This is a genomic window from Seramator thermalis (genome assembly GCF_004138125.1).
Classification (GTDB): domain Bacteria; phylum Bacteroidota; class Bacteroidia; order Bacteroidales; family Dysgonomonadaceae; genus Seramator; species Seramator thermalis.
Genome location: NZ_RXHS01000008.1, coordinates 1 through 14,431, shown reverse-complemented (window position 1 = coordinate 14,431; position 14,431 = coordinate 1). Strand labels below are relative to the sequence as shown.

Annotated in this window: 13 protein-coding genes; 2 read left to right on the top strand and 11 right to left on the bottom strand. The window is 43.3% G+C overall.

The genetic code is table 11. The annotated features are described in order from the left end of the window. Positions 1-3 precede the first annotated feature (3 nt). From EJN84_RS07340 to EJN84_RS07325, 4 genes are read right to left on the bottom strand one after another with little or no spacing between them, the layout of a single operon-like run. On the bottom strand, positions 4-870 hold the full coding sequence (locus EJN84_RS07340; protein ID WP_129594817.1) for a nucleoside phosphorylase: 867 nt from the start codon (positions 868-870) through the stop codon (positions 4-6). A gap of 36 nt (positions 871-906) precedes the next feature. Then, the gene (gene floA / locus EJN84_RS07335) at positions 907-1,905 is read right to left on the bottom strand and encodes a flotillin-like protein FloA (protein WP_129594816.1); all 999 of its coding nucleotides are present in this window, start codon (positions 1,903-1,905) and stop codon (positions 907-909) included. A gap of 11 nt (positions 1,906-1,916) precedes the next feature. After that, positions 1,917-2,411 (bottom strand): NfeD family protein, encoded by a 495-nt coding sequence (locus EJN84_RS07330; protein WP_129594815.1) that lies wholly within the window; start codon positions 2,409-2,411, stop codon positions 1,917-1,919. Positions 2,412-2,426: 15 nt separating this feature from the next. After that, positions 2,427-3,845 carry a PD40 domain-containing protein gene (locus EJN84_RS07325; protein WP_129594814.1) on the bottom strand — a complete coding sequence of 473 codons (1,419 nt, stop codon included), beginning with the start codon at positions 3,843-3,845 and terminating at the stop codon, positions 2,427-2,429. A gap of 202 nt (positions 3,846-4,047) precedes the next feature. On the opposite strand from EJN84_RS07325, the gene guaA reads away from it, so the two are divergent. Both guaA and EJN84_RS07315 read left to right on the top strand, forming a co-directional pair. Further along, complete coding sequence (gene guaA / locus EJN84_RS07320; protein ID WP_129594915.1) at positions 4,048-5,568, top strand: glutamine-hydrolyzing GMP synthase; 1,521 nt, start codon at positions 4,048-4,050, stop codon at positions 5,566-5,568. 42 nt (positions 5,569-5,610) lie between these two features. After that, positions 5,611-6,603, top strand: a complete 993-nt coding sequence (locus EJN84_RS07315) for a TlpA disulfide reductase family protein (RefSeq protein WP_129594813.1) — start codon at positions 5,611-5,613, stop codon at positions 6,601-6,603. Between the two features lie 662 nt (positions 6,604-7,265). Here EJN84_RS07315 and EJN84_RS07310 read toward each other — a convergent pair. The 7 genes from EJN84_RS07310 to EJN84_RS07280 all read right to left on the bottom strand — a co-directional run. Next, complete coding sequence (locus EJN84_RS07310) at positions 7,266-9,314, bottom strand: HD family phosphohydrolase (RefSeq protein ID WP_129594812.1); 2,049 nt, start codon at positions 9,312-9,314, stop codon at positions 7,266-7,268. Positions 9,315-9,330: 16 nt separating this feature from the next. Next, positions 9,331-10,107 carry a hypothetical protein gene (locus EJN84_RS07305; protein WP_129594811.1) on the bottom strand — a complete coding sequence of 259 codons (777 nt, stop codon included), beginning with the start codon at positions 10,105-10,107 and terminating at the stop codon, positions 9,331-9,333. A gap of 65 nt (positions 10,108-10,172) precedes the next feature. Then, the gene (locus EJN84_RS07300; protein WP_129594810.1) at positions 10,173-10,769 is read right to left on the bottom strand and encodes an aminotransferase class IV; all 597 of its coding nucleotides are present in this window, start codon (positions 10,767-10,769) and stop codon (positions 10,173-10,175) included. Next, entirely contained in the window at positions 10,753-11,751 is a 999-nt protein-coding gene (locus EJN84_RS07295; protein WP_129594809.1) for an aminodeoxychorismate synthase component I, read from the bottom strand. The genes EJN84_RS07300 and EJN84_RS07295 overlap by 17 nt, the downstream gene beginning before the upstream one ends. Before the next feature lie 39 nt (positions 11,752-11,790). Next, positions 11,791-13,314 (bottom strand): glutamate--tRNA ligase, encoded by a 1,524-nt coding sequence (gene gltX / locus EJN84_RS07290; RefSeq protein WP_129594808.1) that lies wholly within the window; start codon positions 13,312-13,314, stop codon positions 11,791-11,793. A gap of 114 nt (positions 13,315-13,428) precedes the next feature. After that, on the bottom strand, positions 13,429-13,926 hold the full coding sequence (locus EJN84_RS12485) for an HTH domain-containing protein (RefSeq protein WP_317125856.1): 498 nt from the start codon (positions 13,924-13,926) through the stop codon (positions 13,429-13,431). A gap of 10 nt (positions 13,927-13,936) precedes the next feature. After that, the coding region (locus EJN84_RS07280) for an ATP-binding protein (RefSeq protein ID WP_129594807.1) at positions 13,937-14,431 on the bottom strand (495 nt) is incomplete at its 5' end.

The following is a 14,431-nucleotide window of genomic DNA, read 5'->3' as shown; positions in this document are numbered from 1 at the left end:
TAATTAAATTCTGTCCAAAACTATTTTGATAAGTTCTTCGATAGAGCCCCGGTAGTTTGCGGTTGAGTTGAGCGCAACCCGGTTTGCGATAATGGCACAAACGGTCATTGCCTTATGACCCATCATTTTCCCGAGTCCTGCAACAGCCGAACTTTCCATTTCGTAATTAGTGATTGAATAATCGCCATAGCGGAAAGCTTCGATTTTTGCATTGAGATCGGGATCGGCCAAAGGCAAACGAACATAACGTCCTTGCGGTCCATAAAAGCCGATAGCCGAAATGGTAACGCCACGAATCATATCGAATCCGATTCGGTCGATAAGTTCTTCATCGGCACTCACCACATAAGGTGAGCAATGAAAAGGGGACCAGTTAACCTGTTTTTGAAATTCTTCTTCAAAATCCACTTCGCGCACCTCTTCAGAGCCGGCATAATAGTGGATAAGGCCGTCGAACCCGATAGATTTTTCGGAAACGACAAACGAACCCACGGGGCAGTAAGGCTGCATTCCACCTGAAGTGCCTACACGCACGACCGTAAGTTGACGAAAATTGTCCTTCACACAACGCGTATTGAAATCGATATTGGCCAATGCATCCAATTCAGTGAAAACAATGTCGATATTGTCGGTTCCGATTCCGTGTGATAGAGCGGTAATGCGTTTACCCTTGTACATACCCGTGATGGTGTGGAACTCGCGACTTTGTATGTCGCATTCGATACTATCGAAAAATTTTCCCGTCATGCCAACCCGATCGGGATCGCCCATCATCACAATTTTATCGGCCAGTTGTTCGGGTTTGATATGAAGATGAAAAGCGCTGCCATTGGGGTTAATGATAAATTCCGATTCCGGTATTATTCTCATAATGTATTGATTAGATTATTTCATCTGAAATTTCATTTATTTGATGCTCGATTTGTTATCGATTGACGTACTGCCGCTCTGTGGTTTGGCTATCGCATCGCGCATATCGGTATCTGCTTTGATGTTCTGCATCCTGTAATAATCCATAATGCCAAGATTTCCATTTCGAAACGCTTCGGCCATAGCAATCGGAATTTGAGCTTCGGCCTCGATCACCTTAGCCCTGGCTTCCTGTGCTTTGGCTTTCATCTCCTGTTCGAGAGCAATAGCCATAGCACGACGTTCTTCGGCGCGAGCCTGCGCGATATTCTTGTCGGCTTGTGCCTGATCCATCTGCAGCACAGCTCCGATATTTTTACCGATATCGATATCGGCTATATCGATAGACAGAATTTCGAAAGCCGTTCCGGCATCCAATCCTTTTTTGAGAACGAGTTTCGAGATTGAATCCGGATTTTCGAGTACCGATTTGTGCGAAACGGCAGACCCAATCGAAGAAACAATACCTTCGCCCACACGAGCCAAAATGGTCTCTTCGCCTGCGCCACCGACCAACTGTTTGATATTGGCTCGAACCGTCACTCGGGCTTTTGCTATCAACTGAATTCCGTCGATGGCAACGGCCGTAACGGGAGGAGTATCAATTACTTTGGGATTGACCGACATTTGGACGGCCTGCAACACATCGCGACCTGCCAAATCGATAGCCGTTGCCATTTGAAAAGATAAATCGATATTCGCTTTAGATGCCGAAACGAGTGCATGAACCACTTTTTCGACGTGGCCTCCGGCCAGATAATGCGCTTCGAGATTGTCGCGCGTAACGTTTTTAAGACCCGCTTTGTGGGCTTCGATCATGGCATAAACAATGGTATGCGGAGGAACTCTGCGCAAGCGCATCAAAAAAAGCTGTACCAGCGAAATATGAACTCCGGCAGACAACGCATTGATCCACAGGAAAAAGGGTACGTAGTGAAAGAAGATCAACACGAAGATGACAATGACTGCGATGATAATAAGTAAACTGAATTCCATAAGATAAGATATTAATTGTATAATAAGTGATTTGATTTGCGTTTTACGAGCACATTCGATAATTCGACTTTCGTTACCTCGATTTCGGTATCTTCATCAATCATTTCGCCATCCATAGATTTGCCTTCCACTCTTACGCCATTGATATCGACTTTGCCCATCGGGTTGAGACGCGAAACGGTTTTTCCTATATCTCCCACGGCGATTTTTTTCAGGTCGCTGTTATCGACAGTTGCATCGATTTCGGCAGTGAGCGAAATTTTACGCAGTGATTTCGATCGGATCAACAGAAAAAAACCTCCTCCAAAAAGAATGGCCGACGAAATGAGCAAAATATTGCCCTGTGCAGATCCTATATACACATACGCGTAGGCGATTCCTCCGAGCACAAAGAGCGCTCCTGTAATTCCTGCAATGCCAACACCCGGCAAAAGAAATATTTCGAGCAACAAAAATATAATCCCGATGAGGATAACGACTGAAACAATGATAAGATCTATTGGCATATTTAAAAATTCGATTTAAAATGTGTTTCTTATCTCTGTGTTGCGACTCTGAACGAAAAGATCATCGATTTGACGATGTAGCGCTTCGGCCTCTTTTTCGAGTGCAAGAATCGAGGATGCCAAATTGTTCTTTTCGGCGGGACCTGCTTGTGCATACCGGTCACGTTTATCGGAAAGCTCCTTTTCGACGCTCTCGAGCTGTTTCTGCAAATTAATGGCTTTTACATACAAGTTGCGTGCATTGGCATTTTTGAAATCCGAAAGTTGATGATAGGTGCGGCTATCGTCAATTACGAATTCGAAATCTTTTTTCGGCGAAGCAACTTTTGTAGAATTGTTTTCCTTAAGCTCCTCAATCAGTGACGAGTAATCGACACCTTCCTTCCAGGTGGCGCGAATAGACGAAATGCGAGCTCGATTTGCCATAAATATTTCGTCGGGATTTTCGAGCAACGTAACCTCTCTGTTGGGAATAAACGTATAAACACAAACCGAATCTTCCGGTTGAAATCGGTCGGAAGCAAACCAACCAACCCCTTTTTCTTCATCCACAGCCAACATATAATCGTTAAAAGGCGAGTTGAAAGGCATATTCAGTTGATTGGGATTGAGATACGAATCGCTTGCAAAATTATATCGCGTAATATACAAATCGTATCCGCCGATGGAATTATGTCCGGTTGAAGCAAAATAAATCGTAACGCCGTCGGACATGACGAAAGGGTATGCCTGATCGCCGGCATCGTTTATCGATTCGGGAAGGCGCTTTTGGTTGCCGAAATGGTCAAGGAGTTTTTCCATCGTGTACAGATCGATATTTTTCAATGAATCCGTTAACGAAAAATAAACCTTGTCCTTGCGTTCGTTCAGAAAAACGGGAAAATCATTTATGGGTGCGTTTTCGAAAAAATCCTGCATAGGCAACAGCGAACCGGAAGTCGCACTGAGATGATAAGCCGATAAAAAGACTTTTTTGGGAACAACCACACTATCGATGATTTGGACATCTTCGGTGCGCGATACCATTTTTCTCAACTTTTCCAAGAATGCTCTTTTCTCGGACAGTTTTGCCAGAGCTTCCTTGTCGCGTCGTTTCGCTTTCTCGTAAAGGGTAAATTCCTTTTCGGCATCGTCGAAGCGGTACATCAGCGTGAACAATTGTCCCAGATAAAGGTGAGCTTCGGGAATATTTTTTTTGGCAGCAAATGCAAGATATTTTTCGGACTGCAGAATTTTTCCGGTTTCGTAAAGGCAAACTCCCAACCAATGATTGATTTGTGCGTTTTCGGGAGATGAAGCATATTCGGATTGAAAAACAGGCAGGGCTTCGGCATATCGTCCTTCGCCAAATTTTTTTTTGGCATCGTCCAACGTTTGTGCCTGAACGACAAGTGCCGAAAAAGCAAAAAATAATAAAATCGAACGTAATTTCATAAGAATCAATTCCGATGTTCAAAGTTAGTATAAATGTTTATATGCCGACCGTTTTTTCTACTTTTTTGTTCGGGAGAATTGAGAAATCTGTAATTTATATCACTTCTTGCCTAACAATTGTTGACACTCTATCGGAATGAATGTGTGTCGATTGAAAATTATCATGTACTTTTGTAATCGAAATAAAACCATTCCAACAATGATACACGAAAAAATAGTCATCCTCGATTTCGGATCGCAAACTACACAACTTATCGGGCGACGAATCAGAGAATTAAACACATTTTGCGAGATCGTTCCCTACAATAAATTTCCCTTCGACGACGACAACGTGAAAGGTGTAATACTTTCGGGAAGCCCCTTTTCGGTGAATGACGAAAATGCATTTAAAACCGATCTTACGCGCCTTCGGAGTCATTATCCGGTGTTGGGAATTTGTTATGGCGCCCAACTCATTGCACAAACGTCGGGTGGAGAAGTCGGCAAAAGTGCCTCACGAGAATACGGACGAGCAAAACTTCATATCAAGGATACTTCGGATGCATTGCTGGGAAATATTCGTGAACAGTCGCAGGTGTGGATGTCGCACGGCGACACTATTTTGAACATTCCCGAAACTTTCAGGGTGATTGCCTCCACCGGCGATATACACATAGCCGCATACAAAATTGAAGGCGAACCAACCTGGGGAGTTCAGTTTCATCCTGAAGTGTTTCACACCGAAGAGGGAACACGGATTCTCGATAATTTTCTTACTATCTGCGGTTGCCAAAAAGATTGGACGCCGGCTTCGTTTATCGAAACCACTGTTAACGATTTGAAACAACAGTTGGGTAACGACAAAGTGATTCTTGCGCTCTCAGGCGGAGTCGATTCGTCGGTGACGGCAGTGCTTCTCAACAAGGCTATCGGCAAAAATCTGACGTGTGTATTTGTCAATCACGGATTACTGCGAAAAAACGAGTTCGAGACCGTTCTCGAAAACTACAAACATTTGGGATTGAATGTAATAGGAGTCGATGCCAAAGATCGTTTTTATAAAGCACTTGCGGGTGTTACCGATCCCGAACGGAAACGAAAGATCATCGGCAAGGGATTTATCGATGTTTTCGAGGAAGAAGCTCTTAAGTTGAAAGATATCAAGTGGCTGGCACAGGGAACGATTTATCCCGACATCATCGAATCGTTGTCCATTACCGGAACGACGATCAAAAGCCATCACAACGTGGGCGGACTGCCCGAAAAAATGCAGTTGAAACTTTGCGAACCCTTACGATTGCTTTTCAAGGACGAAGTACGTCGTATCGGGCTTGAACTTGGAATGCAGAAAAATCTGATTTATCGTCATCCCTTTCCGGGTCCCGGATTAGGAATTAGAATTTTAGGCGAAATCACGCCCGAAAAAGTTCGTGTTGCTCAGGATGCCGACGATATCTTCATCAGCAATCTGCAAATGGCAGGCCTCTATGATAAAGTATGGCAAGCGGGAGCGATTCTGCTTCCTGTGCACTCTGTAGGCGTGATGGGCGATGAGCGCACTTACGAAAACACCATCGTTTTGCGAGCAGTAACCTCCACCGATGCCATGACTGCCGATTGGGCACATCTGCCCTACGAGTTTCTGGCGAAAGTTTCGAATGAAATTATCAACAAAGTGAAGGGAGTCAATCGCGTAGTATATGACATTTCGTCCAAACCACCCGCAACGATCGAGTGGGAATAGTCCTCTTAATAATTCCGACAGATTGTACTAAAAAATACTCCGATGAAAAAGTTTTTCTACTTCGTCATTTCTGCACTGCTCTTCGTTTCATGCAGTAACAACCAAAATAGTGAAGGATATTCCATTCTTGGCACTGTGCCTGCCGACATTGTCGGTAAGATCTATTTGCAACGATTCGAAGACAAACAATATACGACGGTCGATTCTGCCGAAATTGCGAATGGCACTTTCACTTTCGCGGGCAGTGTGACTGAGCCAATGGTGTATGCCATCGTTCCATCGCAAAAATCTCAACGAGCACAGGTTTTTCTCGACAATCATCCCCTGCACATTACACTCGATGAGGAATGGGAAGTTAAAGACTTAAAGGGATCGGAAAATTCCGAGCTTTTTCATCGACTTCTCCCACAAAGCAGGCAAGGCACACTCAACATTGACAGCCTTGTCCGGAATCATCCTTCGTCGCCGGTCGCAGCTTATTTCCTGACGCGCGAGTTGTACAGATACGACTACGAGGCGTTGAAGAATATTCGTTCGCTTTTTTCGGATTCCTTAAAAAATCATCCGTATATCAAGTCGATCGACCGCACGTTGGCATCACTCGAGAACGTTCAACCAGGTAAACCTGCACCCGATTTCACCCTTGCGTCCGCAAACGGTGATTCTATTTCTTTAAGCTCATTGCGTGGAAAATATGTCTTGGTAGATTTTTGGGCTTCCTGGTGTCCGGATTGTCGGAAATCCAATCCTCAACTGGTTGAGCTTTTCCAAAAGTATAAGGATAAAAATTTTACACTCTTGAGTGTTTCCATTGATGAGGAACCCGATCGCTGGAAAGCGGCTATCGAAAAAGACGGACTTGTGTGGTCGCAAGTGATCGATGTAAAAGGATGGCAAAGTGAAGTGGCCAAAACCTATGCCGTTCAATGGATACCGACGGGAATTTTGATCGATCCTCAAGGCATCATTCTTGCGCGCAGCACCGAACCGGCCAGTCTGGAAAAGGAGCTGGAGCGGATATTGAACCCTCGATAAGGTTATGTTTGGCGATGTATGAATTAAGATTACTTTGTCTCGTCCTTCAGAAGTAACTATTACCCCCTGCCAAATAACTGTCAACTTTTTTAAGGCATGACACAAATCTCTGATTCGCAAACTTAATGTCATCATCACTCCTGCATGTTTTAAAGAAATTGAACCATTAAGACATTAAGGAAATTAAGAAATAAGAAGTGAGAATTACAAATTACCAATTACAATTTTGTTTATTCTTTTTTGCCGGCGCGGATATTCATCTGTGCAACTGCAGTAGTTCTGCCTTTCAGGCAGGGATTACAGGGACGTTTTTGTCCGCAGGTCATAACCTGCGGTTATGAAGGTTATTGCCTTTCAGGCAAAGGTTAGCCGGTGAATTGAAGGTTTTGACTGCGATGGATTTCTGTATTCAAGGATGTTTTTGGCTTGAAAAGCCGAATTTTCATAACCTCAGCATTTATTCTGAGGCATGAATCCTTGTCGAAAACCTGCCTGTAAGGCAGAACATTTATTTGCCACGAAGACGCAAAGACGCGAAGTTGAATTTTCGTTTTTGCCGGCGCAGGCATCTGTCTGTACACAAACAACACAAGCTGAGAAACTTGCGCCGGCAGGGGACAGCCGGATCCGCATTTCATCTGTAAATCGATAAATCAACAAATCTAAACTAAACTTTTCGCTTCTGGTTTATTCAATTCGGGATATGCAATGCGAGAATGATAGATAATTTTCAATTTTTCAACAAAAACATCCTTTGTCGTATCAATATCCTTGAAAGTTATGGGAGCTTTCTTAAAATAACCTTCCGCCACTTGAGTATCGATAATTCGATTTACGAGATTTTGCAAAGTTTCTTCCGAATATTCGGTTAAACTGCGTGAAGCAGCTTCTACGGCATCGGCCATCATCATGATCGCGGTTTCCTTTGTAAACGGATTTGGACCGGGATAACGAAAGGCTTCCTCATTGATTTCCTTATCGGGATTGGCATTCTTCCACGAAACATAAAAATAGCGGGGAATGCTGGTTCCGTGATGGGTCTCAATAAAGTCAATAATTTGCTGCGGAAGTCCATTTTGTTTTGCAATCTTCACCCCATCTTTCACATGATTAATCACGATGCGGGCACTTTCTTCGAAAGGCAAACCGGCATGAGGATTCATTCCCGGCGACTGGTTTTCGGTGAAAAAAGCGGGATTCATTATTTTCCCTATATCGTGATACAAAGCTCCGGTTCTGATCAACGATGCGTTTGCTCCAATTTTTGCAGCAGCAGCCGTAGCAAGATTCGAGACCTGCATGGAGTGCTGAAATGTTCCCGGTGTTTTTTCCGATAGCTCTTTCAGTAATGGTTTGTTGATATTTGCCAGCTCCACCATGCTTACACCCGATATAAATCCGAAAGATTTTTCGAAAATATATACCAAAAGATAAGAGAACATGATGAAAATAAAATTAATGAGGAAGTAAACCAAAACTACCCAATTAACAGCCTCCAAGCTTCCTTGCGAATAAAGCGACAGTCCGACATACACCAAAATATACGTCAATAAAATAAAGAACGAGCTGCGAATAAGTTGTGACCTTTCGGAGAGTTCTTTAAGCATAAAAATCGAGACCATAGCCACCGATATTTCGATGACGATAAATTCGAAGGGGTAGGAAACCATCAGCGAACTCAGCAAAATGGTGATAATGCTGGCAAACAGTGCCGTTCGGGAATCGATAAAAGTCCTTATCAGAATGGTCACGATGGCATACGGAATAATATATACGTTGAATAGATTGAATCGAACCGAAAACGCAGTCAGTATCACAAAAAAAGTGATCAGCAACAGCATAAACATTACGTGCTGGCGATTTCGGTATTCCATCGGTCGGAAAAACAACAAATACAAATAAAACGATCCGATGAGCACCAACACGAGCATAAATTCGCCGAAAAGAGTCCAATAGCCGCGTGTTGCTCCTCCGCTTCTTTCTTCGGTTACTCGCTTGAGAGACGAAAGAATGGCATAGGTTTTGGCATCTACAATTTCTCCCCTGTCGATGATGCGTTGACCGGCCTGTACCATTCCGCTCGATGGCGAAACCTGCTGGATAAATTCGTTTCGAGCCTTTTCGGAGGTAGAAGCATCGTATATAATGTTTTCCCGCAGATAATTATTTATGTTGGCCGACTTCAGTAGATTTTCGCTAAGTGAACCCGGTCTCTCGTTCAGGATTTTTTCGTACGCCGATCGGATGGTATGGAATGATTCTATGCTCCGCGAATTGGCCATATTGCCTTCTTTCAGTCGGAGGGATCGAGTTTGCGAAGCGGCAATCTTATCGTATTCTTCCGAATTCATGATGCCCTGCTTATACACTTCCAGCAATTTTTGTCGGATATAGGTTATATAGGGAGGATCCAAATTCCTTAGGTTGGCGTTCAGGTTGATGTCGGCATCAAATTCCGCCAGTGCATTTTTTTCTACGGACGTGTCGATGATATAGTAAGGTTCGTAATAAGCAAGAATGCTGTCTTGTTCGGCTTTATACTGTGCTTCCGATTTATAAATCGGGAAATCGAAAGGAGCAGTCAGCAATTCGTACTGCCATGGACGGCCTTCGCTAAACGAATACTGAAACTTTCCCTGTCTCGGGAAACAGTATGTTATCAGCAGAATGGCGACAACGAAAATAAGTGGGACGAAATATCTCGTTTTCATCCGTATTTTCTTTTTGTCAAATAATTTGCTTTTTGCCATGACGAATGTGTGTATGAAGTATTAACAATGAAAAGAACGAATTGTTTGAATAACCGACATCGAATGACGGTGTCGTCACAAAAATGGATGTACCGGCGGTATGATGGGATTTGCAAATCCTTGCATCGATAGTTTTGCTTTGAGCCTTAGTGCCTTTGTGGCTGTTCTTGCCACGAAGATGCAAAGACGCGAAGTTCATCAGATTATCATTGTCAGCTATGGCTGAATTGGAGGCTGAGAAAGAGTGGAGAGATGGAAATTTCAAATTACCAATTACAAATTTCAATTCTGTTGGTTTTCTTTCGCCGACGCAGATATTCTCTATGCAACTGCAATAGTTCTGCCTTTCAGGTTGTATCTGGTTGTTGTGTCTTTGTCCCCAGGTCGATGACCTGCGGTTATGAATGTTTTTGCCTTTCAGGCAATGATGAGTTCGTGAATTGAAAACTTTTTTTGACTTGAAAAGCCGAATTTTCATAACCGCAGAATTTATTCTGCGGCGTGAATCAGCAGCTATAACCCTGCCTGAAAGGCAGAACTTATCTTTCAAAGCAACTTTTTGATATGATGGGATGACAAATCCTTGCATCGAAGGCCAATTTTTGTTTTTCCGTATTGCCAAAATGGAGATTTGGCAAATTTGGAGATCGAGATCTTTCAATCCTGCCTGTATCGACACATGCGAATCATGTTTGAATGGCTGTTTGGCTTCCAAATTAAGATCATTCCGTAATTTGGAATTCTTTTTTGTCATGTCTTTTTCGCCTTTTTAGTCAACCTATTTCTGAAGATGATACGTATTGACAGCCTCCAATTGATTTACAGATGGATATTGCCTATTTCCAATTCAATGTCGCCAAATTCTATCATTGCATTAAATAGTCGGATATGTGAGAAATTTTTCAAATCATCCAGGAGAATATTTTTTTCGATCATTTTCCCCTCTTCAATCAAATTAGCCCGATTGACTCCATAAATCAGAGGTTTGGAGGGCGTAAACCACGAAACCCCGTCGAATAAGGCTATGTTGCAGATCGAAGTATCGGTTAACAACCCATTTTTCACCAGCAACACCTCATCAAAATTCCCCCTCATGGCAAAAGCCCTGTCCAAATCGGAGCGATCTGCTTTCTTGTAGGGCAATGATTCAATCTGAACCTGGACAATCCGCAACGAGTTGATTTCTCTTTTCAGATAAGGCCGATATTCGATTTTCCGAATTTTTGAATCGTACACCACTCTGCATTTGTATAGGCCGGTTTGTGGGGGATGAGAATCGTTGAGGGCCGATTGCAGATCCATGGGATTTGCCTCCGGATAAAATAAGTCGGAACAAATATTCATTCGTTTTTGATGAAACTCGAGACGATAGAAAACGCCATCCAATAGTTTTATAGATTCAATAAATCGGCACATACACTTTTGCTAACATTTCCCTGTATTCCTTTAGGCAATCGCTGAACGAGGTAATACCCCCTCCGCTTTTAAAGATCACATGTTCTCCTTTTTGTTCTATATAGCGTATCATTACAGCCGAATCCAGATTTCTGCCGTCGAATTGTCCAAAAATTCCGGTGTAAAAACCTCTCTCATATTTTTCCACTTCGCGAATTATTTCTATGGTTTTGCATTTGGGTGCGCCTGAAATTGATCCTGCAGGAAGCATCGAAAAAATGATATCTCCCAGATGAGAACAATAATTTTCCGGTAGTTGTCCGATAATTTCCGAACTCGTTTGCAACAATTCGTTCCGGTGCGTATAAACTCGGTCGATATATCTGTATTTTTTCACTTCCACTTTTTCGGCCACTTTGCTCAAATCGTTGCGCAAAAGATCCACGATGGTAGCATGTTCGGCCTGTTCTTTGAGATCGTTCAAAATCATTTCTTCGGCATTTGTTACCGAAGCATCAATCGTCCCCTTCATGGGATAGGTTGAAATTTTGCCCTCTTCTATTTTCACAAACGTTTCCGGTGAGAAAACGGTGAAAGAATCTTTTACCCATAGCTTATATTTCGAAACACTCAACTCGTATATATCCTTCAGGTTTAAGTTGGTGTCAACAAATGTCGGCTGCGTCAAATTGAGCAAATATGAATTTCCTCGTCGGATGTTATCCATCACGAAATCAAATTTCGTTTGGTATGTTTCAAAATCAACCGGAGCAATTTCCCATTTGATATCCAAAGAACGATTGTGGGAGTTACTGCCTTTTGACCAATGCCCGGTCGACAGTTCAAACCGTATATAATCCTTGTTTAAATCGCTGCATTCGATCATATATCCATGTCGTCCTTCGAAGTCCACCAAAAAGAAAAAAGGAATATTCGAACTGCCGAGAAAATTCATTTGCCGAATCAATTCGGTTCGGCAGAGCAATGAATAAGGAAATTGCATATCGGTTTTTTTGAAAGAATTGCAAGGAATATCCACGTTCTACTCCGACACCGAGATACGCTCGATGGCTTTTCGTAAACGGCGCAAGGTCTCTTCCTTTCCCAACAGAACGGTGATGTCGAAAATGTGTGGTCCTTTGCCTTCGCCCACCAACGCAAGGCGAAAAGCATTCATCACGTTGCCTGTGTGATACCGGTTGTCTTCGATCCACTTCATGATGATTCTTTCCTGATTTTCGGCCGAAAAATCCTCCATATTTTCAATCAAACGGATGAGCTCGCGCATCTGATCGGGCGTTTCGGCTTTCCAGCGTTTTTTGACCGTTTTTTCGTCATAATGTTCGGGTGCAACAAAAAAATAGGATGATTGCTCCCATAACTCCTTAACAAAGTTCACGCGATCTTTTACCAATGCAACCACTTTGCACACGTATTCCGGATTTGCTTCTATGCCTTTTTCTTTCAGAATCGGCATGAACATCGCAGTCAATTCTTCATCACGTGTTGCATGAATATATTTGTGATTGAACCATTTGGCCTTTTCGAAATCGAATTTTGCTCCGCTCTTGCTGCAACGGTCGAAAGAAAATGCTCGAACGAGTTCGTCCAACGAAAAAATTTCCTGTTCAGTTCCGGGATTCCAACCGAGCAATGCCAAAAAATTAATCACAGCGGCCGGCAAGTAGCCGCTTTCGCGATACCCGGAAGATATTTCTCCCGTTTTCGGATCTCTCCATTCGAGCGGAAAGACGGGAAATCCCAAACGATCGCCGTCGCGCTTGCTCAGTTTGCCATTGCCCTCGGGTTTGAGCAGGAGGGGCAAGTGTGCAAATTGCGGCATCGTATTTTCCCATCCGAAACTTTTATAGAGCCACACGTGCAACGGTGCCGAAGGCAACCACTCCTCGCCCCGAATCACATGCGAAATTTCCATCAAATGATCATCTACGACATTCGCCAAATGATACGTTGGCAATTCATCGGCCGACTTGTAAATAACTTTATCGTCGAGAACCGACGAGTTGATAACCACTTCGCCGCGTATCAAATCGTTGACGGTGATCGGAATATCGGGCTCGATTTTTATGCGCACCACATATTGAGTGTGATTTTCGATCAGCGACTTCACCTCATCGGCAGAAAGCGTAAGCGAATTGCGCATTGTTTTGCGTGTTGAAGCATCATACTGAAAATTTGGAATTTCGTTTCGCTTTGCTTCTAACTCTTCGGGAGTGTCGAACGCAATATAGGCCGCACCCTTATCGAGAAGCTCATCCACATGATGCCGGTATATTTCTTTCCGTTCGGATTGTCTGTAAGGGCCAAATTTTCCTCCCTTTCGGGGACTTTCATCGAAAGATAATCCCAACCAATCGAAAGTTTCCTGAATATATTCTTCTGCCCCGGTAACAAATCGTTGCGAATCGGTATCTTCGATGCGGAGAATAAAATCGCCACCCTGCTGTTTGGCAAACAGATAATTATACAAGGCAGTGCGCACTCCGCCAATGTGTAGCGGGCCTGTGGGACTTGGCGCAAAGCGAACTCTTATTTTCTGATTCATATTTTTCGGTTATGGGGTGCAAATTTACATGATAATTTGGAATTAAGAAGTGGAGAAGGGAGAAATGGGAATTACAAATTACCAATTACGAATTTCAATCCTGTCGGTTTATTTTTACCGCTGCAGGTATTCGTCTGTGGACTTGTTGGCGAGACCCAACAGGTCTCGAATACCTGGTTGGGTCTGAATTGTTAAATCGGCTCCCATTCGTTCGAGTTTAGCGATAACGTAACGTGGTCTCAAAACGGGAAGCAGTTTATCAACTGCCGTTGTTTTCGTCAATGCTTTCGATAGCGGACTTGAGGATATAGTAGTCTTCTTCTTCGGTGAAGTGAATGAGCCGGCTAATGTCTTTGAAATAAGGCGAAGACTTGTCGAGCTTGGGGCAGTTATTCGTTTTTTAATGACAAACCCGGCATCCCGAAAGGTGTCGATATAGCGATAAACAGAACGGGACGAAATACCCAGTTTGTCGGCAATTTCATCCACGGTCAATGAGTTGTTGGCTGTGAGCATTTTCATCAGTCGGAGCAAGCGTTCGAGTTTGTTGATATTCCGATGATACCCACCCAGTGATTCCGGCGATATCCACCCACTGGCTGAAACTATCAATTTGACAAAGTTATCTTTTTTTTCTTAAACTATCTCCTTTTAATTCGATTCTATGTGAAGTATGGATCATTCTATCCATAAACGCATCCGCGATCGTTTCATCCGAGAACAGGTCGAACCAGCTGGCCGGAGGTAGCTGACTGGCTATGATGGTTGCTTTCCTGGCATGCCTGTCCTCGATTATTTCCATAAAATCCAGCTGCTGCTGATTGTCTATTGTGCCGATGCCAAAATCATCGAATATCAATAAGTCTGTTTTGGCCAGCTTTTCAAACAACCGCATGACAACACCTTCCACTCTGGCGATTTTAATTTTTGCCATCAGCTTTTGCATACCGAAGTAGTATACGCTAAATCCCTGTTTGCATGCCTGATAACCCAATGCGGAAGCTATAAAGCTTTTTCCACATCCCGTGGCTCCCGTAATCAAAATCGATTCTCCCTGACGAATATAGTTTCCTGTTGCCAGAGAAAGGATTTGTGCCTTGTCCATCCCCCTGGAGGC